Source organism: Dactylosporangium sp. NPDC049140 (genome assembly GCF_040648435.1).
Window position 1 is genome coordinate 36109 of the sequence record NZ_JBEZDS010000014.1, and the last position, 23305, is coordinate 59413.

Below are 23305 nucleotides of genomic sequence, written 5' to 3' on the forward strand. Positions count from 1 at the left end.
GCGGAAGGCCTCGCACCGGGCGGGCGAAGCCGACGGCTCACCCGAGTGCTCAAACCGGGACGGCCAGCGCGGAAGGCCTCGCACCGGGCGGGCGAAGCCGACGGCTCACCCGAGTGCTCAAACCGGGACGGCCGGCGCGGCGGGCCTCGCATCGGGCAGAGCGCGGGCGGCCAGATCCAACCCGACTGGGTGGGCGCCGACGCAGGTCAGGCACCGGGCAGGCTTCCGCCCAGGCAGAGAGGCTTCGATAGGCGGCGCCCACCCAGCAGCGTTCCAGCCGCGATCGAGGCCCGGTCGGCGAGGCAGCAGCGGCAGCAGTCCGCGGGCATGGTGAAGACGCACGGGCCGTCCGCGGTCGTCGGTGGGCGGCCCAGCCCGGTCAGGCGACCGTCAGAGGTCGCCCTCGGGGCGTCGACGCCAGCGCTCCTCGAGGCGGTCCACCAGGCCACCGCGGCGCTGGCGGGTGCGGCGCGTGGCCGTTCCGCCGACCGCGTGCAGGTCGGTGGACTGGCCGCGACGGTATGCCTGGACGCCGAACGCCAACGCGCACAGCATCACCAGGAACCCGCCCACGCCGAGGAGTGGAATGCGAATTGCCACGCCGTAGACAAGCAGCGCCATGCCGGCCAGCAGCAGAATCCCTGCTGCAATCATCCGGCGCTTGGCATGGAACCGCGGGTCGGTGGCGCGCACCGCCGAAGCGAACTTGGGATCCTCGGCTAGCGACCGCTCGATCTGCTCGAACAGCCGCTGCTCGTGCTCCGAGAGCGGCACGGCACTCCTCCCCGGTCGCGAAGGCCGGTCCTGAGGGACCGGCAGTCCGGCACAGCCGGACGGCTGCGTACTGGCAAGTTTACGAGGGGGTCAACCCGTCGGAAAGCGGGACGATGGTCCGGCCGTGCCGATTTTCCGACGAGGGTGGCTCCTATGTCCTCCCATTGTGTCGCCTCGGGGACTCTTCTGCCCCCTCCCCGCGCGGTGCGGCTCCATTTCCGTCGGTGCGCATGCCGTCGCCCCGGAGCAGGCTGGCGGGCTTGACGAGGCCCCGGCCGAAGCGCGCGGCGATCGCGTCGGCGGCTCGTTCGGCGTCGCGCCAGCCATGGTCGCGCTCACCCAGCGTCATCTGCCGGGGTGCGCCGTCGGCGTGGACGAGGCCCTCGACGCGGACGCCGATGAGCCTGATCCGCTCGCCCGGGCGTCCGGCCTGGAACAACGCCCAGCCGAGCTCGAAGATCTCGCGGGCGACGTCGGTGGGGACGTCTACGGTGCGTGAGCGGCTCAGGGTCTGGAAATCGGCGAGCCTGATCTTCACCGAGACCGTCCGGCCGGCCTGCCCGGCGTGACGCAGGCGCTCGGCGACCTTGCCGGAGAGGGCGAGCATCGTGCGTCGGATGGTCGACAGGTCGCTCACGTCGACGTCGAAGGTGGTTTCGGCGCCGATGGACTTCTCGACGTGCTCGGGAATCACCCGTCGGGGGTCACGGGCCCAGGACAGCTCGCGCAGGTGATGGGCCCCGGCGTCGCCCACGGCGGAGCGCAGCAGGCCGATCGGGGCGGCGGCGAGGTCGCCGATGGTCCGGAGCCCGAGCCGCTGGAGGGTCTCGGCGGTACGCTCGCCGACGCCCCATAGCGCCTCGACCGGCAGCGGGTGGAGATACTCCAGCTCACGCTCGCGCGGGACGACGACCATCCCGTCGGGTTTGGCGCGGGTGGAGCCGAGCTTGGCCAGGAACTTGGTGCCGGCCACCCCCACGGAGCAGGTCAGCCGCTGCTCCTGCGCGACCCGGCGCCGGATCTGCGCGGCGATCTCGGCCGGGCGCCCGAGGAGCTTGCGCGCCCCGGCGACGTCGAGGAACGCCTCGTCGAGCGAGAGCGGCTCGACCAGCGGCGTGACGTCGCGGAAGATGGCCATCACGGCGCGGGACGCTTCGGTGTACGCCCCGAAGTCCGGCGGCAGGAAGACGGCCTGCGGGCACAGGCGCTGGGCCCGGCTGCCCGGCATCGCGCTGTGCACCCCGAACTCGCGCGCCTCGTAGCTCGCGGCGGACACGACTCCGCGCGGCCCCGCCCCGCCGACGATTACCGGCTTGCCGCGCAGCTCGGGCCGCCGGCGGACCTCCACCGAGGCGTAGAACGCGTCCATGTCGACGTGCAGCACGGTGCAGCCCGTGTCGTCGGCGTGCGGTCCGAACTCGCCGGCGCCTCCGCGTGGTACAACCTGACTTCGCCCCACACCGGGAACCTTAGCGGCCCCCTCTGACAAAATTGACGAAAAATTAGGTTTGCCTTACCTTCCAAACATGGCCTCTGTCGCGATGACCTCGCCCCTGGCGCCGGTCGTCGCGGCCGTCGAGGGGCTCCGGCGCCGCCACCCGGCCCTGACCTGCGTCGTCTTCCCCGGCCTGGTGATCACGCCGACGGCGCAGTGGTCGAACGGCACCAACCCACAAGCGGCGGCGGTACTGCTGGTAGCCGGATGGACCCGCGCCCGCCGCGTGCCTCTGCTCATCCCGGGCGAGACGTTCGTCAACCGTGCGGGCCAGCTGGGCGTGCGCACGGCCCGCGTCGCCGTGCTGGCCGACGACCCCGCGGCGGGCACGCCCGGCGTGGTCGTCGCTGAGGACCGGGACGAGCTGCTGGCCCTGGTCGCGCGGCACACGGACGCGCCGGGCGCCGAACTGGCCCGCCACGTGCGGCACGTGACCGCGCTGCTGGAGTCGCAGAGTCGCGCTACATGCCCTGTCGGGGTATAAATCCGATATGTCGGGCCGAGGGACGAGGCCTGACATATCGGATTTAGCGCCGCACGACCAGGAGCGGGATCTCCATCTCCGCCGTCGTGTTCGAGCCGTGGAAGGCGATCATCGAGTTCAGCCGCGGCGGCTCGTGCCGGCTGGCCATCAGGACCCAGCGGTCGCGGCACACGGCCACCACGTCGCCGATGCGCTGCAGGTGTGACTCCGGGACCGGGCCGAACCAGCCCGCGGCCACCGCCTCCGCGCGCTCGACCACCCAGGCCCGCTCGCCCAGCACGTCCCGCCAGGTCGACAGTACGTCGGCCCGGGCGCCCTCCACCGTGTGCAGGTAGCGGACCCGCGCCTCGCCGGCCACGAAGGTGACGCCCTCGGTCAGGCGGGGGTCGCGGTCCACGTCGATGCGGGTGTCCGGGGGGATGTCGAGCTGGCCGTGGTCGGCGGTCACGATCAGGGCCGTGTCCGGGGGCAGGCCGTCCACCAGGCGGGTGACCAGGCGGTCGGCGTCGGCGGCCGCCTGGTGCCACTCCGGCGTGGCGATGCCGAAGTCGTGGCCGGCGCGGTCGACGTCGGGGAGGTAGCCGTACACCAGGCGGGAGCTCGACAGGGCGGCCAGCATCTCCTCCGCGACGGCGTCCGCCTCGATGCCGGGGCCGAGGCGGGCGCCGCGGTACGCCGAGACGGTCAGCCCGGTGTCCGTGAAGCGCGGGTTGGTCACCACGGTCGGGGCCAGGCCGGCCTCGCTCGCGCGGGTGAACGCGGTAGGCACCGGCTGCCACACGGCCGGGTCGGGGTCGCCGGTCCAGTGCAGGTGGTTGAGGATCTTGCCGGTGCCGGGGCGCAGGAGGTTGAAGCCGACGATGCCGTGGTGGCCGGGGGTGGTGCCCGTGCCCAGGGTGACCAGGCTGACCGGGGTCGTCGACGGGAAGCCCGACGTGATGGGGCGGCCCAGGCCGAGGCGGCCCGCGACGATGTCGGTCATCGTGGGAGCGTCGGCCGCGGCCAGGGGCAGCTGGTGCCAGCCCATACCGTCCAGGAGTACCACCGCGACCCGGCGCACCCCGTCCAGCTCGGCGGCGAGGTTCAGCGCGTCCGGCTCCCCCGCGACGCCCAGGAACGACAGCGCCGTGGGCAGGATGTCGGCCAGGCTGTCGTGCCCGTACCGGGGCTCGACCGGGTCCAGCAGGTTCATGCGCGGCGGGCGAGGAGGTGGAGCTGGGTGGCGATGTCGCGGTACGGCGGCGTCCCGGCCAGGGCCAGCTCGAAGGCGGCCAGGGCCTCGGGCTCGCTCTCGGCGACGGTGCCGGGCACCAGGTCGGCGACGACCCGCACGCCGTGCACCTGCTCGACGGTCAGGCCGCACTCGTCGAGCAGGGCGGTGGCGGTCGCGGCGTCGTAGCGGCGGCGGAGCCGGTCGCGGGTGTCACCGCGGCCGTCGGGGCTGGCCACCAGCAGGGAGGCGGCGGCGAGGTGGCCGTTGATCGCGCGGGCCAGCACGGCGGCGGCGCGGTTGGCGACGACGACGCTGGCCGCGCCGCCGGGACGCAGGGTCCCGGCGAGCGCGGCGACGACCTTGTGCGGGTCGTCCACGACCTCCAGCAGGCTGTGGCAGAGCACCAGGTCCACGCTCCGCGGCTCGACCAGGTCGGCCAGGCCGTCGCCGTCGCCCTGCACCGCCCGCACCCGCTCCCCCACCCCGGCCTCGGCGGCACGGCGGGTGAGGGCGGCGAGCGCGTCGGGGCTCGGGTCGACGACGGTGACGGTGTGCCCGGCCTGGGCCAGCGGGACGGCGAAGCCGCCGGTGCCGCCGCCGACGTCGAGGGCGTTCAGCGGGCGGGCGGCCCGGGCCAGCTCGTCACGCAGCACGCGCCAGACGACGGCGGTGCGAGGCGCAGAAGACTCCACCCGGCAAACCTTAGAGCAACCCAGCAGCCGATCAGCCGTTTGGGCGTTCACCCACCGTAGGACGCCGAGGGGGTGTGGGCGGAGCCGAGCTCCCCTACGGGAGGAGACGCAGTGTCCAGCAGCGGCAGGTACACCTGGCCGCCCGCCGCGGCGAACTCCTCGGACTTCTGCCGCATGCCGAGCTCGGCGTACTCGCGCAGGTCCTGGCTGATGCGCATGGAGCAGAACTTGGGCCCGCACATGGAGCAGAAGTGCGCGGTCTTGGCGGGCTCGGCCGGGAGGGTCTCGTCGTGGTACGCCCGCGCCGTGTCCGGGTCCATCGCCAGGTTGAACTGGTCCTCCCAGCGGAACTCGAAGCGGGCCTTGGACAGCGCGTCGTCCCAGGCCTGGGCGCCCGGGTGGCCCTTGGCGAGATCGGCGGCGTGCGCGGCGATCTTGTACGCGATCACGCCGGCCTTGACGTCGTCGCGGTTGGGCAGGCCGAGGTGCTCCTTGGGCGTCACGTAGCAGAGCATCGCGGTGCCGTACATCGCGATCATGGCCGCCCCGATGGCCGAGGTGATGTGGTCGTAGGCGGGCGCGACGTCGGTGGTGAGCGGGCCGAGCGTGTAGAAGGGGGCCTCGTGGCACCACTCCATCTGCAGGTCCACGTTCTCCTTGATCTTGTGCAGGGGCACGTGGCCGGGGCCCTCGATCATCACCTGCACGTCGTGCTCCCAGGCGATCTTCGTCAGCTCGCCGAGGGTCTTGAGCTCGGCCAGCTGGGCCTCGTCGTTGGCGTCGGCGATGGAGCCGGGGCGCAGCCCGTCGCCGAGGGAGAACGCGACGTCGTACTTCGCGAAGATCTCGCACAGCTCGGCGAAGTGCGTGTAGAGGAAGTTCTCCTCGTGGTGGGCCAGGCACCAGGCGGCCATGATCGAGCCGCCGCGGGACACGATGCCGGTGACCCGCCGGACGGTCAGCGGCACGTAGCGCAGCAGCACCCCGGCGTGCACCGTCATGTAGTCGACGCCCTGCTCGGCCTGCTCGATGATGGTGTCGCGGTACGCCTCCCAGGTCAGCCGCACCGGGTCGCCGCCGACCTTCTCGAGGGCCTGGTAGATGGGCACGGTACCGATGGGCACCGGGGAGTTGCGCACGATCGCCTCGCGCGTGGCGTGGATGTGCTTGCCGGTGGACAGGTCCATGACGGTGTCCGCGCCCCAGCGGGTGGCCCAGGTGAGCTTGGCGACCTCCTCGTCGACGCCGGAGGAGACCGCGCTGGTGCCGATGTTGGCGTTGACCTTCACGAGGAACCGGGCGCCGATCACCATCGGCTCGCTCTCGGGGTGGTTGACGTTGTTGGGCAGGATGGCCCGGCCGGCGGCGATCTCGGCCCGCACCAGCTCCGGCTCGACGTTCTCGCGGATCGCCGCGAACTCCATCTCCGGGGTGATCATGCCCTGCCGCGCGTAGTACAGCTGCGTGCGCTCGACCGGGCCGCGCTCGGCGATCCACGGACGGCGGTCGGTGATCGGGCCGGAGGTGTCGTACAGCCGGACCGGTGGGTTGTCACCGCTGAGCGCGATCTCGGCGAACGGGACCCGCAGGTCGGGGCGGGAGCCCGTGACGTAAACCTTACTTTTCATGCCAAACCTCCCGTAAAAGGGCATGGAGAACCTGAGGCAGCGTCGAACCCGTGCGTTAGAAGGGGCCCCAGGCGAGGGGGCCGTGGCCGGCGCCCAGGCTCCAGGACGCCGAGCGGGTGAGGGCCGAGTGGACGTAGGACTTGGCCCCGGCGAGGGCGATCGGCAGCTCGTCGCCGGCCGCGAGCCGGGCGGCGGTCGAGGCGGCGAAGGTGCAGCCGGTGCCGTGGTTGTTGGACGTGGGGATCCAGGGCGCGGTGAGCAGCGAGGTGTGGCCGTCGTACCAGACCGCGTCCACCGCCTCGGCGCTCCCCCGCAGGTGGCCGCCCTTGACCACGACGCAGCGGGGGCCGTAGGCGGCCAGGTCCTCGGCGGCCTTGGCGGCGTCCTCGGCGTCGAGGACGTCGCGGCCGAGCAGCACCGAGGCCTCGCGCAGGTTCGGCGTGACGACGGCGGCGTGCGGGAAGAGCAGGTCGAGGTACGCCCGCTCGGCGTCGGCGGTGAAGAGCCGGTCGCCGGAGGAGGCCACGAGCACCGGGTCGACGACCAGGCCCGGCAGCCGCGGCGCGAACCGGGCCACGAGCGCGACGGTCTCCGGGGTGGCCAGCATGCCGGTCTTCACCGCGGCGACGGGCAGGTCGTCGAGGACGGCCTCGAGCTGGGCCTGCACGAACCCCGGGTCGACGGCGGAGATGGCCCGCACGCCGACGGTGTTCTGGGCGGTGAGCGCGGTGATCACGCTGGTGCCGAAGACCCCGTGCGCGGCGAAGGTCTTGAGGTCGGCCTGGATCCCGGCCCCGCCCCCGGAGTCGGAGCCGGCGATGGTGAGCGCAACGGGCGGGTTCATGCGGCGAGGAGCTCCTTCACCAGGCGCCCCGGGTCGTCGGCGCGCATGACGGCCCCCATCACGGCCACGCCGGCGGCGCCCTCGTCCAGGCAGTCGCGGACGCGGGCCGGGGTGTCCACGCCGCCGAGCGCGTAGACCGGCACGGGCGCGACCACCGCCATGCGGCCCAGGGCGGCCAGGCCGAGCGGCGGGCCGTACCCGGGCTTGCTGCGCGTGGCGAAGATCGGCGAGAGGGTGACGTAGTCGGCGGGGTCCTCGGCGGCCGCGAACAGCTCCTCGAGGCCGTGGCACTTGCACAGCTCGCCGTCCTCCTCCAGCAGCAGGCGGCCGCCGACCTGGTCGAGGCGGGTGCGCAGGGCCGCGGCGAGCTTGAGGCGGCGCCGCGGCGGGAGGTCGTGCTCGCGCAGGACCACCACCCGGGCCCCGCCGTCGACGGCGCCCGCGATCACCTCGTCCAGCGGGCGTTCAGCCTGCCGGCGGTCGGTGAAGACGATGAGGCCGGGCTCTACCACGGCATACCTCCGGTCGGGCTGGATGCGGTCGCGTGCAGGCGCCGGGGGATCCGCCCGGCCAGGTGGGCCAGGCGGCCGGCCCGCACCGCGAGGCGCATCGCCTCGGCCATGTGCGCCGGGTGCTCGGCCCGGGTGACGGCGGAGGCGAGCAGCACCCCGTCGCAGCCCAGCTCCATGGCGAGGGCGGCGTCGGAGGCGGTACCGATCCCGGCGTCGAGAATGACCGGCACGGTGACGAGCCGCCGGATCAGCGCGATGTTGTGCGGGTTGCGGATGCCCAGCCCGGAGCCGATGGGCGCGCCGAGCGGCATGACGGCCGCGCAGCCGGCGTCGGCCAGGCGCTGGGCGAGGATCGGATCGTCGCTGGTGTACGGCAGGACGACGAACCCGTCCTCGACGAGCCGGGCGGCCGCGGTGACCAACTCGACGCCGTCGGGCAGCAGGGTCTCCTCGTCGCCGATCACCTCGAGTTTCACCCAGGCGGTGCCGAACGCCTCCCGGGCCAGGTGGGCGAGCTTGACCGCCTCGGTGGCCGTGTAGCAGCCGGCGGTGTTGGGCAGCACGCGTACCCCGCACCGCTCGACCACGTCGAGGAGCGAGGGCGCGGCCGGGTCGAGCCGGCGCAGCGCGACGGTGACGAGCGCGGTGCCGCTGGCCCGGATCGCCGCCTCCAGGGCGGCGTGGCTCGTCGCCCCGCCGGTGCCGAGGATGAGGCGGGACGACAGCTCCACGCCGTCCAGCACAAGGGCGTCATCCACCTTGGACCGCCGTCAGCACCTCGACGTGGTCGCCGTCGGCCGGGCGCGTCTGCGCCCAGCGCGATCGGGGTACCACGTCACCGTTGAGGGCGACGGCGATCCCGCGCGGATCGTCTCCGGCGAGGGCGTGCACCACGTCGGCGACGGTGGTGCCGTCGGCGACGCTCGATGCGACCGCGTTGACCACGAGCTGCATAGGACTCACTCCTGCCTCCCTGCGCCGGCATGACCCGGATCAGGTTCGACGGTCGGGGGCTGACAGCCCCCCTCTCAGCCCGGTCACACCGGACTCCCGTGGGGTACGTGTCCGACCATAACGCCGCCGCCATGGTCAGGTAAAGCGCGCTGCCCCGAAGGCGTGAAGGTCGACCCCGGTCGCGCCGAGCAGCGCGAGGTCGGCGACGGCGGCCGCGGTGACCGGGGCCAGGAGCACGCCGTTGCGGTGGTGACCGGTGGCGACCAGCACCCCCGACGGCGCCAGGCGGCCGATGACCGGGGCGTTGTCGGGCGTGCCCGGGCGCAGGCCGGCGAGGGTCTCGGCCAGCGCCAGCTCGGCGACGCCGGGCAGGAGGTCGGCGGCCGGGCGGAGCAGGTCCAGCACGCCGCCGGCGGTGACCGTGGTGTCGGCGCCGCGCTCCTCCTCCGTGGCGCCGACGACGAGCTCGCCGTCGGCGCGCGGCACGAGGTACACGTGCCGCCCCGCCGCCACCCCCCGCACGACGTGCCGCAGCAGCGGCTCGGCGCCCCGCAGCCGCAGCAGCTGGCCCTTCACGGGGCGCACCGGCAGCCCGGTCAGCGCGGCCGAGCCGGTGCCGTTGGCGACGATGATCACATCGTCCCGCAGCGTGGACAGCTCGGTGACGTCCCGCGCCTCGAACCGCACCGGCAGCGTGCGCAGGGCCCGCAGCAGCCGCCGCGGGTCGACCTGGTGGTCGCCGGGGGCGAGCGCGCCGCCGCGGACCCGCGGGGCGAGCAGCGGCTCGAGCTCGCGCAGCCCCCGGCCGGTGAGCGGCTCGATGGGGGTACCCGCGCGGCGGTAGAAGCCGATCAGCCGGTCGATCTCGGCCTGGTCGTCGGCGGTGAGCGCGACGAGGAGGGTGCCGTCGGTGCGGTACGCGACAGGCACCCCGGTCCGGGCCTCGACCCGCTCGGCGAACGACGGCCAGCGGCGCATCGACTCGAGCATCAGCGCCTGCAGATCCTCCTCGCCGAACACGGCCTCGCCGGTGGGCGCGAGCATTCCGGCGGCGACCAGCCCGGCCCCGGCCGAGGGGTCGCGGTCGTACACCGTGATCGCTGCGGCGCCGCGCTCGACGAGCTCGAACGCGACGCTGAGCCCGATGATCCCGCCGCCGACGATCCCGAACGTCGTCATGCGGTGAACTCCAGGGCCGCGGCATACGGGTCGGCGGCCCCGCTGACCGCGCCCACCACGGCGACGGCGTGCGCGCCCGCGGCGAAGAGCTCGCCGGCCCGGGCCGCGGTCACCCCGCCGATCGCCACCACCGGCACGCGTACCGCCTCGGCCACCGCGCGCACCCCGGCCGGCCCGATCGCGTCGGGCAGCCCGGTCTTCGTGGTGGTCGCGAACGCGGGCCCGACGCCGAGGTAGGAGGCGCCGTCGGCGACCGCCCGGCGCGCGGTCTCGGGGTTGCGGGCGGTGGCGCCGAGGATCGCGTGCGGGCCGAGCACGCGCCGGGCCGCGGCCACGGGCAGGTCGTCGGCGCCGACGTGCCCGCCGTCGGCCCCGGCCGCGACCGCGATGTGCAACCGGTCGTTGACCAGGCACGTACGGCCCAGCTCGCGGCACATCGCCAGCACGCGCACGGTCAGCTCGTAGGCCTCGCGATCGGTGACGGCGTCCTCGGGCCGCACCTGCACGACGTCGAAGCCGGCCCGCAGCGCCGCCGCGACGACCTCCAGCGCGTTGCGGCCGGGCCGCGTATCGGTCACCAGATGCAGTCGTCCGATGGTTGGCATCGCGATAGTTTTTCAGACATGAAGCAAGTGCGACTCGGCCGGACCGGCCTGCAGGTCTCCGAAATCTGTCTCGGCATGATGAGCTACGGCAACCCCGCCATCCGCCCGTGGGCGCTCGACGAGGGGGGCGCCGACCCGTTCGTGCGCCGCGCCGCCGAGGCCGGGATCACGTTCTTCGACACCGCCGACGTCTACTCCGTCGGCGCCAGCGAGACCATCACCGGACGTCTGCTGGCGAAGTACTTCACGCACCGCGACGACTACGTGCTCGCCACCAAGGTGCACGGCCGGATGAGCGAGGCCGCGAACGACGGCGGCCTGTCGCGCAAGCACATCCTGGCCGCCATCGACAACTCGCTGCGCCGCCTCGGCACCGACCACGTGGACCTGTACCAGATCCACCGCTGGGACGCGGAGACGCCGATCGAGGAGACGATGGAGGCCCTGCACGACGTCGTCCGCGCCGGCAAGGCCCGCTACATCGGGGCGTCGAGCATGTACGCCTGGCAGTTCTCCAAGGCCCAGCACCTCGCGCGCACCAACGGCTGGACGCCGTTCGTGTCGATGCAGAACCACTACAACCTGGTGTACCGCGAGGAGGAGCGCGAGATGCTCCCGCTCTGCGCGGACCAGGGCGTCGGCGTGATCCCGTGGAGCCCGCTCGCCCGCGGCCTGCTGGCGGGCAACCGGGGCCGCGGCGGCGAGCGGCGCACGACCCGGGCGAACAACGACCCGTACGGCGACTCGCTGTACTCCGAGGACGACTTCAACGTCGTGGACGCCAACGCCGAGCTGGCCACCGAGCGCGGCGTCACCCCGGCCCAGACCGCCCTGGCCTGGCTCCTGTCCAACCCGGCGGTGACGGCCCCGATCGTCGGCGCGACGAAGCTGCAGCACCTGGAGGACGCGATCGCCGCGACGGACCTGACCCTGGACGAGAAGGAGATCGAGCGCCTGGAGGCGCCGTACGTGCCGCACCGCATCTCCGGCCACTCATAGCCGGAAACGCAGAAGAGGGGCCCCGGCGACCGGGGCCCCTCTTCGCGCAGACGTGCTCAGTTGGACGCGACGCCCAGCTGGCCCTCGCCACCGTGGAACTCGGTGCCCTGGGCGAAGGAGGCGTCGAAGCGCTGCTCCAGCGCGTCGAGCTCACCGAACTCCGCCTGGTGCGAGTCCTGGCTGCCCTCGGCCGCGAACACGTGGTCGTCGACCGACGCGTCGTGCGAGTAGTTGGTGAAGTCGTCCGACTCGGCGTGCACGACGCCCGGCTGGTCGAACTCCTCGTGGTGGCCCTGCGCGAAATCGGTCGACGTGTTCGCGTGGTGGTCGTTCTCGTACACGCCGAACTGGCTGTGCGCGTCGGCCTCCGAGCCGTGGGCCTGGTGCAGCTGGTCGAGACCATCGTGCTGCTGGCCGGCCTCGTAGTGGCCGTAGTCCACGTCGTGGCCAGCGCCGTCGTCTACGAACTCGTCGCTCATTGTCTTCCCCTTGATCGTCGTGTTGCGTTGCGATGAACGTTAAGGCCACGGTCGCGCGGAAGAATCCCGGAAACGTGCCATTGGCGGGTAGCCGACAGAAGTGAACCACGCTCGGACGGCCCGGCGTGCCCTACCTCCGGCCAGGGGGTCTGCGGCCCGGAGATACGCTGTCGGCCGTGATCGGGCCGCTGGCAGTCGCCACCCATGTGCTGTCGCTCGCGCTCGCTGTCTGGGCGTTCGCCGAGTTCTTCCGGCACCGCGCGCCCACCCGGCCGCTGTTCGCGGGCCTGTGGGTCGTCGAGGCGCTGGTGGCCGTGCAGGTCGTGGCGCTGGTGGTACGGCTGGCCGGCGGCGGCGAGCCGCACGGCGGGGACATGGTCACGCTCATCGGGTACCTGCTCACCGCGGTCCTGCTCCCCCCGGCCGGTGGGGTGCTGGCCCGGATGGAGCCGACGCGCTGGGGCTCGCTGCTCATCGGCGTCGCCGCGGTCATCGTGCCGGTGCTCATCCTGCGACTCGGACAGATCTGGAATGGCTGACAAGACCGTAAAACCCCTCAACCGCGGCTTCGGGCGCGTGCTCGTGTTCGTCTACGGCGTGTTCGCGCTGTCGGCGAGCGCGCGGGCCGGCGTGCAGATCGGCACCAAGTTCTCCGAGGCGCCGCTGGCCTACTCCCTGTCGGCGCTGGCCGCGCTCGTGTACATCGTCGCCACCGTGGCCCTGGCCCGCTCCAGCGTCACGTCGCGCCGGGTGGCCTGGTTCGCGGTCGGCTTCGAGCTGCTCGGCGTGCTCGCCGTGGGCACCGCGAGCCTCGTGGACGGCAAGGCGTTCCCGGACGCGACGGTCTGGTCGGACTTCGGTCAGGGGTACGGGTACGTCCCCCTGGTGCTGCCCTTCGTCGGGCTCTTCTGGCTGTGGCGTAGCTCCCGACAGAGTCCCGTCGCGGAGGCGACTGCGGCGAAGGGGTGACTGCCCCACGATTCGCGGCATGACCACTTCCCGCAGGCCGGCCATCGTGATGTACCTCGTGGCCGTCTTCGAGTTCCTGCTCGGCTCCGTCTTCATGGTCGTCGGGAACTTCGTGCCCGAGGTGAGGACGACGTTCCTCCTCGTCGGCGCCGGGCTCGCGGGCACCGCCGTGATCCTGTTCCTGGTCGGGATCCGCTTCCACCGGCGGTTCCGGGAGGCCCAGGCGCTGCGCGCGAACGGGGTGCGCGGCACCGCGCAGGTCCTCGGCGCGCAGCAGACCGGGGTGTACCTCAACGAACAGCCGCAGATCGCCCTCCAGCTGCGCATCAGCGCGCCCGGGCACGGCACCTACGACACGACGATCAAGGAGTACGTGCCGTTCATCGCCATGGGCATCCTCGGCACCGGCCGTCCGCTGACGGTCCTCGTCGACCCGCTCGACCCGGCCAAGGTCATCGTCGAGTGGTCCCTCGCGGCCGCCCCGACGCCCCCGCCGCCGGCCGCCGACCCCTACGTCAAGGAGCAGATCCTGGCGACCGGGGTGCCGGGCACCATCCGCGTGCTGTCCGCCGAGTTCGCCGGCAGCCTCGACGAGCAGGGGCGGCCGGTGTACTCGACCCAGCTGCACATCGAGGTCGACGGGCGCGCGCCGGTGGCCGGGCCGGCGATGTTCGCGGTACCGCTGGAGCGTGTCTCGGTCATGCAGCCTGGCGGCGTCATCCCGATCAAGGCCGACCCCAGCGACCCGAGGAAGTTCGCCGCCGACTGGGACCGCTTGGCGACGGGCTGACGGCCGTCGCCTCTGCGGGTGTCAGCGGAAGTCGCGGCTCGGGGAGCGGATCGGCAGCCGCAGCGCCGCGAGGTGGTCGGCCCGCAGGTTGAGCACGCCCTCGGCCTTCTCGAGCACCCCGCGGATCACCATCGCGTTCGCCGTCCGGGCGATTTTGCGGTACCGCAGCCAAAGCCCCGGTGTGCAGGTCACGTTGAGCATCCCGGTCTCGTCCTCGAGGTTGATGAACGTGACCCCGCCCGCCGTGGCCGGACGCTGGCGATGGGTGACGATCCCGCCGACCGACACCCGGCGCCCGGCCTCGACCCCGTGCAGGGCCCCGACCGCCACGGCGCCGATGGTGTCGAGGTAGGGGCGGGCGAACTGGGCCGGGTGCGCGTCCGGGGCCAGGCCGGTCGCCCAGACGTCGGCGACCATCCGCTCGACCGCGTCCATTCCGGGCAGCATCGGGGCGTGCTGGCCGCCGACCGTGCCCGGCAGCCGGTTCGCCGTCTCGCGGGCCGCGGCGCCGGCCGCCCACAGCGCCTCGCGCCGGGTGAGGCCGAGGCTCGCGAAGGCGTCCGCGGTCGCAAGCGCCTCCAGGTGTACCGCGGACAGCCCGGCCCGCCGCGCGACGTCGGTCAGCGAGATGTATGGGCCGCCCTCGTCCCGGGCCGCCTCGAGGCGCTCGGCGACCGGCTCGCCCAGCGTGCGCACGGACTTGAAGCCGAGCCGGACCGCCGGGCCGCCGCGGCCCCAGTCCCGCGGGTCGCCGGCCGGCTCCGTGCGGTGCTCCCCCTCCAGCGTCGCCGTCGCGGCGCTGGCGTTGATGTCCGGGCGGCGCACCTCCACGCCGTGCCGGCGGGCGTCGTCGACGAGCGACTGCGGCGAGTAGAAGCCCATCGGCTGGGCGTTGAGCAGCGCGGCGCAGAACGCGGCCGGGTGGTAGCGCTTGAGCCAGGCGCTGGCGTACACCAGGTAGGCGAAGCTCATCGCGTGGCTCTCCGGGAAGCCGTAGTTGGCGAACGCGGCCAGCTTGTCGAACAGCTCGACGGCGAGCGGGCCGGTGATGCCGTTGCGGGCCATGCCGGCGAAGAGCCGGTCGCGGATCGCGCTCATCCGCTCCATCGAGCGCTTCGAGCCCATGGCCCGGCGCAGCTCGTCGGACTCGGCGGGGGTGAAGCCGGCGACGTCGATGGCCATCTGCATGAGCTGCTCCTGGAACAGCGGCACGCCGAGGGTCTTCGCGAGCGAGGGCTCGAGCAGCGGGTGCGGGTACGTGACCTTCTCCTGGCCGTTCTTGCGCCGGATGTACGGGTGGACGGAGCCGCCCTGGATCGGGCCCGGGCGGATCAGGGCCACCTCGACCACCAGGTCGTAGAACTCGCGGGGCTTCAGCCGCGGCAGGGTCGCCATCTGGGCCCGGCTCTCCACCTGGAACACCCCGACGGAGTCGGCCCGGCAGAGCATGTCGTACACCTCCGGGTCGTCCAGCGGCATGTGCGCGATGTCGAGCTCGGAGTCGATCATCTCGAACGCGTACCGCAGCGCCGAGAGCATGCCGAGGCCCAGCAGGTCGAACTTGACCAGCCCGACGGCCGCGCAGTCGTCCTTGTCCCACTGCAGGACGGTCCGGTTCGGCATGCGGGCGTGCTCGACCGGGCACACCTCGATCACGGGCCGGTCGCAGATGACCATGCCGCCCGAGTGGATGCCGAGGTGGCGCGGGAACGTGAGCAGCTCGTTGGCGAAGTCCACGACCGGCGGCGGGATGTCCTCGACTTCTGTTTTTTGAAGGTCGCCCCAGCGCTCGACCTGTTTGCTCCACGCGTCCTGCTGCCCCGGCGAGTGGCCGAACGCCTTGGCCATGTCGCGGACGGCGGACTTCGGGCGGTACGAGATGACGTTGGCGACCTGGGCGGTGAAGGTGCGGCCGTACTTGCCGTAGACGTGCTGGATGACCTCCTCGCGCCGGTCGGACTCGATGTCGATGTCGATGTCCGGCGGGCCGTCGCGCTCCGGGGACAGGAACCGCTCGAACAGCAGCCCCCACCGCACCGCGTCGACATTGGTGATCTTCAGCGCGTAGCACACCGCGGAGTTGGCCGCCGAGCCCCGGCCCTGGCAGTAGATGCCGTTGTCGCGGCAGAACGCGACGATGTCGTGGACGACCAGGAAGTACCCCGGGAAATCCAGCTCCTCGATCAGCGCCAGCTCGTGCTCGAGCTGCGCGCGGGCCTTGTCGTTGCCGGGGTACCGCTCCTTGGCGCCCTCCGCCGTGAGGTGCCGCAGCCACTCCATCTCGCTCACGCCGGGCACGGGCACCGGGTACGCGGGCAGGTTCGGGGCCACCAGCTGCAGGTCGAAGGCGAGCTCGCGGCCGAGGCGGGCGGCGTGCGGTACCGCATCCGGGAAGGCGGCGAAGCGACGGGCCATCTCCTCCCCGGAGCGCAGGTAGGCGGCGCCGGCGGCCGGGAGCCAGCCGTCGATCTCGTCGAGGCTGCGGCGGGCCCGGACGGCCGCGAGCGCGGTGGCCAGCTTCCTGTCCCGGGGCTGCGCGTAGTGCACGTTGTTGGTGGCTATCACCCTTTCGGCAAGATCATTCAGGGCGTCGTTGCGCTCGTCGTCCAACGGGTCGCCGTGCGAGGTCAGCTCGACGACCACCGACTCCTTCCCGAACAGCGCCTCGAGGCGGTCGAGCTCCTTGCGGGCCGCCTCCGGGCCGTCCTGCAGCAGGGCCGCGGGCACGTGACCCTTGCGGCAGCCGGTGAGCGCCACGACGTGGTCGCGCAGGGCCGCGGCGGTCTCCTCCAGGTCGTACACCGGACGGCCCTTCTCCCCGCCGCGCAGGTGCGCCTCGCTGATGACGCGGGAGAGCCGGGCGTAGCCCTCCGGGCCGCGTGCGAGCAGGAGCAGGTGCCGGCCGAGCGGGTCGGGCTCGCCGTTCTGCGGCCCGGGCAGGCCGAGGGAGAGCTCGGCGCCGAACACCGTCCGGAGCTCGAGGGCCCGCGCGGCCTCGGCGAAGCGGACCACGCCGTAGAAGCCGTCGTGGTCGGTGATCGCGATCGTCTCCAGGCCCAGGCGCGCGGCGGTCTCGGCCAGCTCCTCGGGGTGGCTGGCGCCGTCGAGGAAGCTGAAGTTGCTGTGGCAGTGCAGCTCGGCGTACGGGACGGCGCTCGCCGTCCTGGTGATGTCCGGCGCCGTGTACTCCGCGCGCTTGCGCGACCACGCCGGCGAGTCGCCGCCGTCGCCCTGGTCCGCCGACAGGACGTCCGGGCGGTAGTCCGGGCCCGGGGGCAGCCAGCTCTTGCCGCTCATCCGGCGTTCCAGCTCGGACCAGGGGATGTCGGGATTGTTGAAGCCCATCAGTCGTACAGCGCTTCCATGAACCAGGCTCCGTTCCGCAGTACTGCGAGGTAGGCGCGCTCGTCCTCGGTCAGGATCTGGAACCGCGCCTTCCGCTGGGCCTCCTCCTCGTCCCACCAGCGCTCGTCGACCGGCCAGGGGCCGGCCCACGCCTTGATCCCGCTCTCCTCCCCGTTCAGCCGGAGGCTCTTCGGGGTCCCGCTCAGCTCCAGGCGGCCGCTCACGCCCACCACCTCGCCGTTCTCGTCCACGACCTCGGCCGGGAGCGGCTCGGGGTACACCGTCGCGGGGCTCGGGCCCGGTATCCGCCCCGGCCACGGCGCCTCGGTGCCCCGCGCGGCCCGCTCGTCGCCCCAGGCCACGAGGCGGATGCGGCTCTGGTCGGCCCGGCCGCCGTCGAGGACCGCGGTCAGCACGGCGTCCGGGCCGAGGAGGCCTTGTACGCGGGTCATGGCGCGGTGGGCGCGGTCGCGCTCCTCGCCGGCCTCGCCCCACAGGCCGGGCTGCAGCCCCAGGTGCTCGACCACGCCTTCGGGCACGAGCCGCAGCCGGGTTATGGCGCCCGGCCTCTTCTCGTTGCGCAACCAGCCCTCCAGCTGCCAGCGCAAGCGGTCGGCGACGGCGTTGACGCTCAGCAGGCCGTCGTGGCGCCAGGTCCGGACCAGCTCCTCGCCCGTCTCCGTCATCGCCTCGATCGCCAGGCGGGTGCAGGCCAGCCCGTGCGCGCCGAGCCGGTCGTGCAGCCGCTCGGCGAGGGCCCGGGCGGCGAACGCGGCGGCGTCGATGCGCTCGATCGGCTCGTCGAACGTCTCGCTCACGTCCAGGTCCGGCGGCGTACGGCGCGGGGCGAGGGGCCGCTCGTCGCGCCCGCCGGCCAGCCGGTGCGCGAGGGCCGCGTCGAACCCGAACCGGTCGAGCACGTCGGCCCCGGGCAGCGCGGCGAACTCCCCGAGCGTGTGGATGCCGAGCCGGCGCAGCAGGTCGACGAGGTTGGGCCGGCCGATCGCGGCGATGCTCAGCCCGGACAGGAAGCCGGCGGTCTCCCCGTCGGGCACGAGGACGCCGGCCCGGGCGGCGAGGCCGGCCGCGAAGGTACCCTCGGCGATCCCGGCCTGGGCCTCGACCCCGCACTGCTGCGCGATGTGCTCGACGATCCGCTCGGCCGCGTCCGCCTCGCCCCGGTAGTACCGCGCGGGCCCCCGGGCGGCGAGCGCACAGGCCCCCGGGCGCAGCGCCTCGACCCCGGCGGCGATGGCCTCGACGGCGGCGAGCACCGGTTCGAACGCGAGCATGTCGCGGCCGGGGTCGTGCTCGAGCACGATCAGGTGCGGGCAACGCCCTTGCGCCTCGCGCTTGCGCAGCCCGCGGCGGACGCCTTCCTCCCGCGCGGCGGGCGAGGCGACGAGCACCCGGTTGGCGTGCAGGACGGCGACGGGCTCCTGCGCGGGGTACCCGTCGACGATCTCGGCCGCCACGATCGGCCAGTCGGGGCACCAGACCACAATCGTTCGCATCGCTCTTCGGTCACCCCACCCTGCGCAGGTCGGCCTTGTTTCCTGCGGCTTCGTCTCTTGCTGCTTCGCTTCTTGCGGCCCCGCTTGCGGCCCCGCTTGCGGCCCCGCTTGCGGCCCCGCTTGCGGCCCCGTTTCTTGCGGCTTCTTTGATCACCGGGGGCAGGACGCCGGTGATCTCGGGCAGCCGCAGGGTCACCTCACGCGGGGCGGCCGCCGCCCCTCGCCCCCGGGCCTGAATGGTGATCTCCCGCCCCCGCAGGCGCCCCCGCCCGGCCCCGAGCCCACTCCACGCCTTGCCGACCGGCGCAAGGGTCAGATCGGCCCCCGCCCAAGACCCGGCGGCCATGAGCACACTCCCCCGCTGCCGCGCCCGAGCCGCGAGCCGCCCGGCCACAACGGGCGCGATCGCCCCGGGCGGCGCCGCCACGACAATGTCAAACCCATCGAGCAGCGCGGCCACGATGGTGGTCCACTCGGTCCCGGGATGCGGCACCAGCGCCAGCCGCTCGAGCGCGATCCCCATCTCGGCCGCCGCGACCGGACTGAGCCCCGGCAGCCCGACCACCGCACACCAGGACCCCGCCCCGGACGCCGCCGCGAGCAGAGCGAGCAACACCGACGAGGTGTGCACCGCCACGGTCGCCCCGCGGCGCAGCCCACCCCCGGGCAGCAGCTCCCGCAGCCCGGCAAGCACCGGCAACGTCCGCGTAGCGGCCACGACCTCGACGTCGCGCTCCCCCGCGGTACGCACGACGCCGCCCAGCCCCGCGGCCTGCACGACCTGCAGCCCGGCCGCCCGCCGCCCAGCACTTCCCGCGCCCTTCCACGCAACGCCCTCATCGCCCGCCCGCCGCCCGCCGCTCTCGGCCTCCGCCGCCCGCGCATGAACCCCCGCGCCGCCCTCGGCCGCCGTTGCCCGCGCATGAACCCCCGCGCCGCCCTCGGCCGCCGTTGCCCGCGCATGAACCCCCGCGCCGCCCTCGGCCTCCGCCGCCCGCCGCGCGGCACCCCGTGTCCGGCCATCGCTGACGTCGACCAGCCGTGGCGCGCCCTCCTCCGCCCGGCCCTCGGCACTCCGCGCGGCGTCCTCGGCCTCCGCTCCCCGTTCCTGCTCCTCGGCCGGCACCCGGGCCAGGCCGGCGGACGTCGCCGCGCCGATCGTGGAGAGCGCCGCCGGTCGTCCCGGCCCGCTCCGGCCGCGGCCGGTCAGCCCGTTCACGAAGGCGCGGGCGGAGTCGATCGCGGCCGCCCGGGCGGGGCCGTCGGCGGTCGAGCGGTCGAGGCGCCGGGTCGCACGGCCGCCGACGACGCTGATCGTGGACCAGTCGTCGTCCTCGGGGCGTACGTCGTCGTACGTCCCGTCCTCGAACTCGGCGGCCACCGAAGCCGACGTGCCAGCCACGGCTCCTTGCTCCCCCACCTGTCGTGCTACCCGGTCTCCCGGAGCACCCCCGGAAGATAAATCTGCGTAAATACGGGCAAATCGCCCAAATACGGAACGCCGAACTCAGACCTCGGCGACGTCGCCCGGCGGCGCGGTGAGAAACCCCGGCCAGGCCGGATCGGGCCCCGGCACCCCGTACCGCTCCTCGGGCTCGGCGGCGAGGGCCGGCGCGACGAACGCGAGGGCGGGGACCGGACCGACCCCGGTGGGCGGCCGGCCGTCCGCGCCATCTGCCGTGGACCCGTGTGGGGATGCGGGCACGAACACGGCGAGGGCGATCGGGTGCGGCCGGCGGGTGGTGGTGGCCGGCGGTGCGCTGTCTGCCGTGGACCCGTGTGGGGATGCGGGCACGAACACGGCGAGGGCGATCGGGTGCGGCCGGTGGGTGGGGGCCGCGGCCGCAGCGGAGGCTGGGGGAACGGCCGCGGCGGCCGAGGGCGCGGCATCTCGCCGGGAAACCGGCGAGGCCGCGAGGGACGAGTCCGGACCAACGGCGAAAGGCACGACCGAGACCGCGACGAACGAGTCCGGACCAGCGGCGAAAGGCACGACCGAGACCGCGACGAACGAGTCCGGACCAGCGGCAAGAGGTGCGACCGAGCCCGGGTCGTCAGCAAGAAGCGCGCGCGGGGCCGCTAAGGACGAGCGCGAGGCTGGGGCGGCCAGGGGTTCGCTGTCTCGCCCCGCGGGCGGTGGGGCCCTGAAGGGCGAGCGCGACTGGCTGGTGGTGGGAGGCACGGGCGTGGCTGGGCAGCGGGTCAGCTGGCCAGGCCTTCGAGCCTCGGCTGGTACGAGTAGCCGAGGGCGACCTCGACGACCGCGATGAACTGCTCCGCGGAGCGCATCAGGTCGTCGGCCTCGCGGGCGCTGACCACGCGCGGGATGCCGGCCTCGGCGGCGGAGCGCTTGCTCGCGGTCGAGGCGAAGAAGGCGGCCCACTCGCTCAGCTCCGGGGCGACCAGGACCAGCAGCGACCAGACGCTTGTCACGCGGCTGCGACGGCCGGGGGCGGCGGGGACGGCCCGGGCGGCCAGGACCGCGGCGGCCGCGCGCAGGGCCGCCAGGTGGGCGGTCGCGTAGCGCATGCCGTCGGCGCGGATCTCGGTGGCCTCTTCCAGGCCGTGGCGGGCCATGGTGAGCAGCTCGCGCGGGGTGCGGTGGGGAAGCGCGTGTGCGGGGATCGGGAGCTGCTGGCGGGAGGCACCGCCACTCGGCCCGGGGGCCGAGAAACGACTGATGTTGGACGAGCTGGATGAACGGTTCGTCGGCATCGGTGCTCTCCCTCGGTGGTGCGTCGGCAGGGTCGGGCCTGCGCCTGTGGGTGCGCGTGGTGCGCGTGCCGGGCCGCCGCGGGGGGAGTCGCGACCGTCTGGCGAGGTGCGTTTGCAAGTTGGCGATATGTAGGGCGAACTGAAGCTCGAGCCGCGGACCTCAGGCCGCAGGATCGAGGTCGGGCAGAGGCCCGCGACGGCGACGGCGTGCCGGTCGGGCGTGGAGCTTCCCCACACCACACCCGACCGGCTGGGTCGCCGTCCGCCGCCCGGGGGTCGTGGGCGGCGAACGGCGGCCCCGCCTGAGGCCGGACCCGCGAAAATCCGGCCTCCGCGGTGTCGCGGACCGCGCTCGGGATTGGCGCCGCGAATCGCCTTCCCCGAAGCAGTTCGAACACTCGTTCGATGGGCTAAGCGTACACCGGGGGGACCGGTGCGTGGCAATGGTTGGGCGAGGTTTTTCGAACATCCGTTCGGGTGATCACGGCGGAGCCCGGGCGTCCTCATGCGTCCTCCCAGGCCGGCGTGAGTCGCTCGCCCACGAAGCGGGCCAGGTCTGCGACCTCGGCCTCCAGCGCGCCACGGACCTCGGCGTCCAGCGCGCCGCGGACCTCGGCGTCCAGCACACCGCGGACGTCGGCGTCTAACGCGCCGCGGACCTCGGCGTCCAGCACACCGCGGACGTCGGCGTCCAGCACACCGCGGACGTCGGCGTCCAACGCGCCGCGGACCTCGGCCTCCAACGCGCCGCGGACGCTGCCCGGCGGGCGGAACGGGCCGAACGGACGCAGCACGACCCGCCGTCCGGAGCGGCGCCACACGCCGGCGACCCGCCCGTCGACCAGCAGCGTCGGGGCGATCATGCCGCCGCCCGCGTTGACCCGGCGGACGTGTTCGGGCGGCAGGATGAAGGCGCGGTCGCGGTACCCCAGAAGCAATGTGTCGAACGCGCCCAGCAATCGGGGTGGCGGAACGGCCGCGGCCAGGCTCGCGGAGCCGGCGCACAGCGTGAGCGCGAGCCGGGCGGTGGGCAGCGGCAGGCCCGACCAGGCGGCGAGGTCGGCCTCGTCGGCCGGGCCGTAGCCGAGCAGGTAGCGCCGGGCCAGCTCGGCCAGGGCCGCGTCGCCGGAGAACTGGCGCGGGCCGCCCGCCGCGGGCGCGGCCCGGATCTCGTCGGCGAGCAGCACCGTCGGCCGGCCGCTCACGTCGGGGCCGCGACAGACCACGCCGGCGGAGGCGGCGTAGGCCACCAGGTGCGCGGGGGCCTGCCCGGACGGGTCGACGCGCACGCCCCGGTGCGCGAGCCGGGCGACCAGCTCGCCGCGCTCCATCGGGCCCGCGCCGGCCAGGACGCCGGGCAGCTCGGCCAGGGCCCGCTCGGCGACGGCGTCCGTGACGCCGAGCTCCTCGCGGCGCCGTTGGCCCGCGGCCCGGTTGAGCGGGCCGAACAGCTCGGTCAGCCAGCCCAGGTCGGCCGCGGCGACCAGGTGCAGGGTGCCGCGCATGAGCCAGGTGCGGGCCAGCTCGCCGCGGGCCAGGGCCGCGTCGACGTCCTCGGCGATCGCGCCCCGGGTGCGGGCGCGAACGGCGAGACGGGCCGCGGGCCAGGACTGGGCCTGTACCCCCACCACCCGCTCGACCGCGCCCAGCACGCCGTCCGCGGGTGGCCCGGACAGCAGCTGGGCGCGCATCCGTCGCGCCTCCACCGTCATATCCGCACCATAGCGAGGGGGTACGACAAAAAAGTCGAACGCTGAAACCGCTATATACCCTGGCGACGGATAAATCCGATATGTCGGCTGCGTCGGCCGCGACGCGGCCGACATATCGCGCAGCTGGGCACATCGCGCACCCAGGCACGACGCCCAGCCGGGACACGTCCGCCCAGCCAGGCACATCGCCCAGCCCGAACACATCCGCCCAGCCAGGCACATCGCCCAGCCCGAACACATCCGCCCAGCCAGACACATCGCCCAGCCCGAACACATCCGCCCAGCCAGACACATCGCCCAGCCCGAACACATCCGCCCAGCCGGACATGTCACGCACCCGGACGTGTCCACGCAGCCGGTAAATGTCGCCGCATCTAGGCATGTCGTTGCAGCCGGACATGT

The 23305-nt window shown here is 73.8% G+C and carries 23 protein-coding genes and 1 riboswitch; of the genes, 5 read left to right on the forward strand and 18 right to left on the reverse strand.

The features are described 5' to 3' along the window. Positions 1-390: 390 nt before the first annotated feature. Positions 391-774, reverse strand: a complete 384-nt coding sequence (locus tag AB0B76_RS23365) for a DUF3040 domain-containing protein (RefSeq protein ID WP_360378660.1) — start codon at positions 772-774, stop codon at positions 391-393. Positions 775-925: 151 nt separating this feature from the next. Further along, entirely contained in the window at positions 926-2233 is a 1308-nt protein-coding gene (locus AB0B76_RS23370; RefSeq protein ID WP_360378663.1) for a DNA polymerase IV, read from the reverse strand. Positions 2234-2300: 67 nt separating this feature from the next. Between AB0B76_RS23370 and AB0B76_RS23375 the strand changes: the two genes are divergently transcribed. After that, positions 2301-2753, forward strand: coding sequence for a hypothetical protein (locus AB0B76_RS23375; RefSeq protein WP_360378665.1), 453 nt, complete (start codon positions 2301-2303; stop codon positions 2751-2753). Between the two features lie 43 nt (positions 2754-2796). Here the strand turns inward: AB0B76_RS23375 and AB0B76_RS23380 are convergent, their stop codons facing one another. The 9 genes from AB0B76_RS23380 to thiE form a co-directional block, all read right to left on the reverse strand. Further along, positions 2797-3945, reverse strand: a complete 1149-nt coding sequence (locus AB0B76_RS23380; RefSeq protein WP_360378667.1) for a nucleotide pyrophosphatase/phosphodiesterase family protein — start codon at positions 3943-3945, stop codon at positions 2797-2799. Further along, the gene (locus AB0B76_RS23385; protein ID WP_360378671.1) at positions 3942-4658 is read right to left on the reverse strand and encodes a methyltransferase domain-containing protein; all 717 of its coding nucleotides are present in this window, start codon (positions 4656-4658) and stop codon (positions 3942-3944) included. Before AB0B76_RS23385 ends, AB0B76_RS23380 begins: the two co-directional genes overlap by 4 nt. Before the next feature lie 47 nt (positions 4659-4705). Next, a complete protein-coding gene (gene thiC, locus AB0B76_RS23390) occupies positions 4706-6286 on the reverse strand; it encodes a phosphomethylpyrimidine synthase ThiC (protein WP_360378674.1) in 1581 nt (526 codons plus the stop codon). A 55-nt stretch (positions 6287-6341) separates the two neighbouring features. Continuing rightward, positions 6342-7130, reverse strand: a complete 789-nt coding sequence (gene thiD / locus AB0B76_RS23395) for a bifunctional hydroxymethylpyrimidine kinase/phosphomethylpyrimidine kinase (RefSeq protein ID WP_360378677.1) — start codon at positions 7128-7130, stop codon at positions 6342-6344. Continuing rightward, positions 7127-7642, reverse strand: a complete 516-nt coding sequence (locus AB0B76_RS23400; protein WP_360378680.1) for a thiamine phosphate synthase — start codon at positions 7640-7642, stop codon at positions 7127-7129. Before AB0B76_RS23400 ends, thiD begins: the two co-directional genes overlap by 4 nt. Beyond that, entirely contained in the window at positions 7636-8400 is a 765-nt protein-coding gene (locus tag AB0B76_RS23405; RefSeq protein WP_360378683.1) for a thiazole synthase, read from the reverse strand. Before AB0B76_RS23405 ends, AB0B76_RS23400 begins: the two co-directional genes overlap by 7 nt. After that, a complete protein-coding gene (gene thiS, locus AB0B76_RS23410) occupies positions 8393-8596 on the reverse strand; it encodes a sulfur carrier protein ThiS (RefSeq protein ID WP_360379117.1) in 204 nt (67 codons plus the stop codon). The genes AB0B76_RS23405 and thiS overlap by 8 nt, the downstream gene beginning before the upstream one ends. Continuing rightward, positions 8595-8705, reverse strand: a riboswitch (TPP riboswitch). Its footprint overlaps the gene before it by 2 nt. Before the next feature lie 26 nt (positions 8706-8731). After that, positions 8732-9775 carry a glycine oxidase ThiO gene (gene thiO / locus AB0B76_RS23415; protein ID WP_360378686.1) on the reverse strand — a complete coding sequence of 348 codons (1044 nt, stop codon included), beginning with the start codon at positions 9773-9775 and terminating at the stop codon, positions 8732-8734. Continuing rightward, a complete protein-coding gene (gene thiE, locus AB0B76_RS23420; protein ID WP_360378689.1) occupies positions 9772-10380 on the reverse strand; it encodes a thiamine phosphate synthase in 609 nt (202 codons plus the stop codon). Before thiE ends, thiO begins: the two co-directional genes overlap by 4 nt. Before the next feature lie 18 nt (positions 10381-10398). Between thiE and AB0B76_RS23425 the strand changes: the two genes are divergently transcribed. Then, entirely contained in the window at positions 10399-11379 is a 981-nt protein-coding gene (locus AB0B76_RS23425) for an aldo/keto reductase (RefSeq protein WP_360378692.1), read from the forward strand. 56 nt (positions 11380-11435) lie between these two features. Here AB0B76_RS23425 and AB0B76_RS23430 read toward each other — a convergent pair whose 3' ends face one another. Further along, positions 11436-11858: a hypothetical protein gene (locus tag AB0B76_RS23430; RefSeq protein WP_360378695.1), complete on the reverse strand. Its 423-nt coding sequence runs from the start codon at positions 11856-11858 to the stop codon at positions 11436-11438. A gap of 176 nt (positions 11859-12034) precedes the next feature. Between AB0B76_RS23430 and AB0B76_RS23435 the strand changes: the two genes are divergently transcribed. The 3 genes from AB0B76_RS23435 to AB0B76_RS23445 are packed head-to-tail and all read left to right on the forward strand — an operon-like array spanning position 12035 to position 13617. Further along, positions 12035-12397 carry a hypothetical protein gene (locus AB0B76_RS23435; protein ID WP_360378698.1) on the forward strand — a complete coding sequence of 121 codons (363 nt, stop codon included), beginning with the start codon at positions 12035-12037 and terminating at the stop codon, positions 12395-12397. Next, positions 12390-12827 (forward strand): hypothetical protein, encoded by a 438-nt coding sequence (locus AB0B76_RS23440; RefSeq protein WP_360378701.1) that lies wholly within the window; start codon positions 12390-12392, stop codon positions 12825-12827. The genes AB0B76_RS23435 and AB0B76_RS23440 overlap by 8 nt, the downstream gene beginning before the upstream one ends. A gap of 19 nt (positions 12828-12846) precedes the next feature. Beyond that, positions 12847-13617, forward strand: a complete 771-nt coding sequence (locus AB0B76_RS23445; RefSeq protein WP_360378704.1) for a hypothetical protein — start codon at positions 12847-12849, stop codon at positions 13615-13617. Positions 13618-13638: 21 nt separating this feature from the next. Here the strand turns inward: AB0B76_RS23445 and AB0B76_RS23450 are convergent, their stop codons facing one another. The 6 genes from AB0B76_RS23450 to AB0B76_RS23475 form a co-directional block, all read right to left on the reverse strand. Further along, positions 13639-16962 carry an error-prone DNA polymerase gene (locus AB0B76_RS23450; RefSeq protein ID WP_360378707.1) on the reverse strand — a complete coding sequence of 1108 codons (3324 nt, stop codon included), beginning with the start codon at positions 16960-16962 and terminating at the stop codon, positions 13639-13641. Next, positions 16962-18476 carry a DNA polymerase Y family protein gene (locus AB0B76_RS23455; RefSeq protein WP_360378710.1) on the reverse strand — a complete coding sequence of 505 codons (1515 nt, stop codon included), beginning with the start codon at positions 18474-18476 and terminating at the stop codon, positions 16962-16964. The genes AB0B76_RS23450 and AB0B76_RS23455 overlap by 1 nt, the downstream gene beginning before the upstream one ends. Positions 18477-18486: 10 nt before the next feature. Continuing rightward, on the reverse strand, positions 18487-19263 hold the full coding sequence (locus AB0B76_RS23460; RefSeq protein WP_360379119.1) for a hypothetical protein: 777 nt from the start codon (positions 19261-19263) through the stop codon (positions 18487-18489). Positions 19264-19983: 720 nt separating this feature from the next. Next, positions 19984-20469, reverse strand: a complete 486-nt coding sequence (locus tag AB0B76_RS23465) for a hypothetical protein (protein WP_360378713.1) — start codon at positions 20467-20469, stop codon at positions 19984-19986. A gap of 209 nt (positions 20470-20678) precedes the next feature. Continuing rightward, positions 20679-21191: an SAV_6107 family HEPN domain-containing protein gene (locus AB0B76_RS23470; RefSeq protein WP_360378716.1), complete on the reverse strand. Its 513-nt coding sequence runs from the start codon at positions 21189-21191 to the stop codon at positions 20679-20681. A 503-nt stretch (positions 21192-21694) separates the two neighbouring features. Further along, positions 21695-22903 carry a winged helix DNA-binding domain-containing protein gene (locus tag AB0B76_RS23475; RefSeq protein WP_360378719.1) on the reverse strand — a complete coding sequence of 403 codons (1209 nt, stop codon included), beginning with the start codon at positions 22901-22903 and terminating at the stop codon, positions 21695-21697. Between the last annotated feature and the right edge of the window lie 402 nt (positions 22904-23305).

Bases quoted from the DNA above. Each gene is read 5' to 3' on its own strand.
- thiS (WP_360379117.1), bottom strand. From the start codon at position 8,596: ATGCAGCTCGTGGTCAACGCGGTCGCATCGAGCGTCGCCGACGGCACC.
- thiO (WP_360378686.1), bottom strand. From the start codon at position 9,775: ATGACGACGTTCGGGATCGTCGGCGGCGGGATCATCGGGCTCAGCGTC.
- AB0B76_RS23380 (WP_360378667.1), bottom strand. From the start codon at position 3,945: ATGAACCTGCTGGACCCGGTCGAGCCCCGGTACGGGCACGACAGCCTG.
- thiD (WP_360378677.1), bottom strand. From the start codon at position 7,130: ATGAACCCGCCCGTTGCGCTCACCATCGCCGGCTCCGACTCCGGGGGC.
- AB0B76_RS23425 (WP_360378692.1), top strand. From the start codon at position 10,399: ATGAAGCAAGTGCGACTCGGCCGGACCGGCCTGCAGGTCTCCGAAATC.
- AB0B76_RS23445 (WP_360378704.1), top strand. From the start codon at position 12,847: ATGACCACTTCCCGCAGGCCGGCCATCGTGATGTACCTCGTGGCCGTC.
- AB0B76_RS23430 (WP_360378695.1), bottom strand. From the start codon at position 11,858: ATGAGCGACGAGTTCGTAGACGACGGCGCTGGCCACGACGTGGACTAC.
- AB0B76_RS23440 (WP_360378701.1), top strand. From the start codon at position 12,390: ATGGCTGACAAGACCGTAAAACCCCTCAACCGCGGCTTCGGGCGCGTG.
- AB0B76_RS23450 (WP_360378707.1), bottom strand. From the start codon at position 16,962: ATGGGCTTCAACAATCCCGACATCCCCTGGTCCGAGCTGGAACGCCGG.
- AB0B76_RS23375 (WP_360378665.1), top strand. From the start codon at position 2,301: ATGGCCTCTGTCGCGATGACCTCGCCCCTGGCGCCGGTCGTCGCGGCC.
- thiE (WP_360378689.1), bottom strand. From the start codon at position 10,380: ATGCCAACCATCGGACGACTGCATCTGGTGACCGATACGCGGCCCGGC.
- AB0B76_RS23470 (WP_360378716.1), bottom strand. From the start codon at position 21,191: ATGCCGACGAACCGTTCATCCAGCTCGTCCAACATCAGTCGTTTCTCG.
- AB0B76_RS23475 (WP_360378719.1), bottom strand. From the start codon at position 22,903: ATGACGGTGGAGGCGCGACGGATGCGCGCCCAGCTGCTGTCCGGGCCA.
- thiC (WP_360378674.1), bottom strand. From the start codon at position 6,286: ATGAAAAGTAAGGTTTACGTCACGGGCTCCCGCCCCGACCTGCGGGTC.
- AB0B76_RS23455 (WP_360378710.1), bottom strand. From the start codon at position 18,476: ATGCGAACGATTGTGGTCTGGTGCCCCGACTGGCCGATCGTGGCGGCC.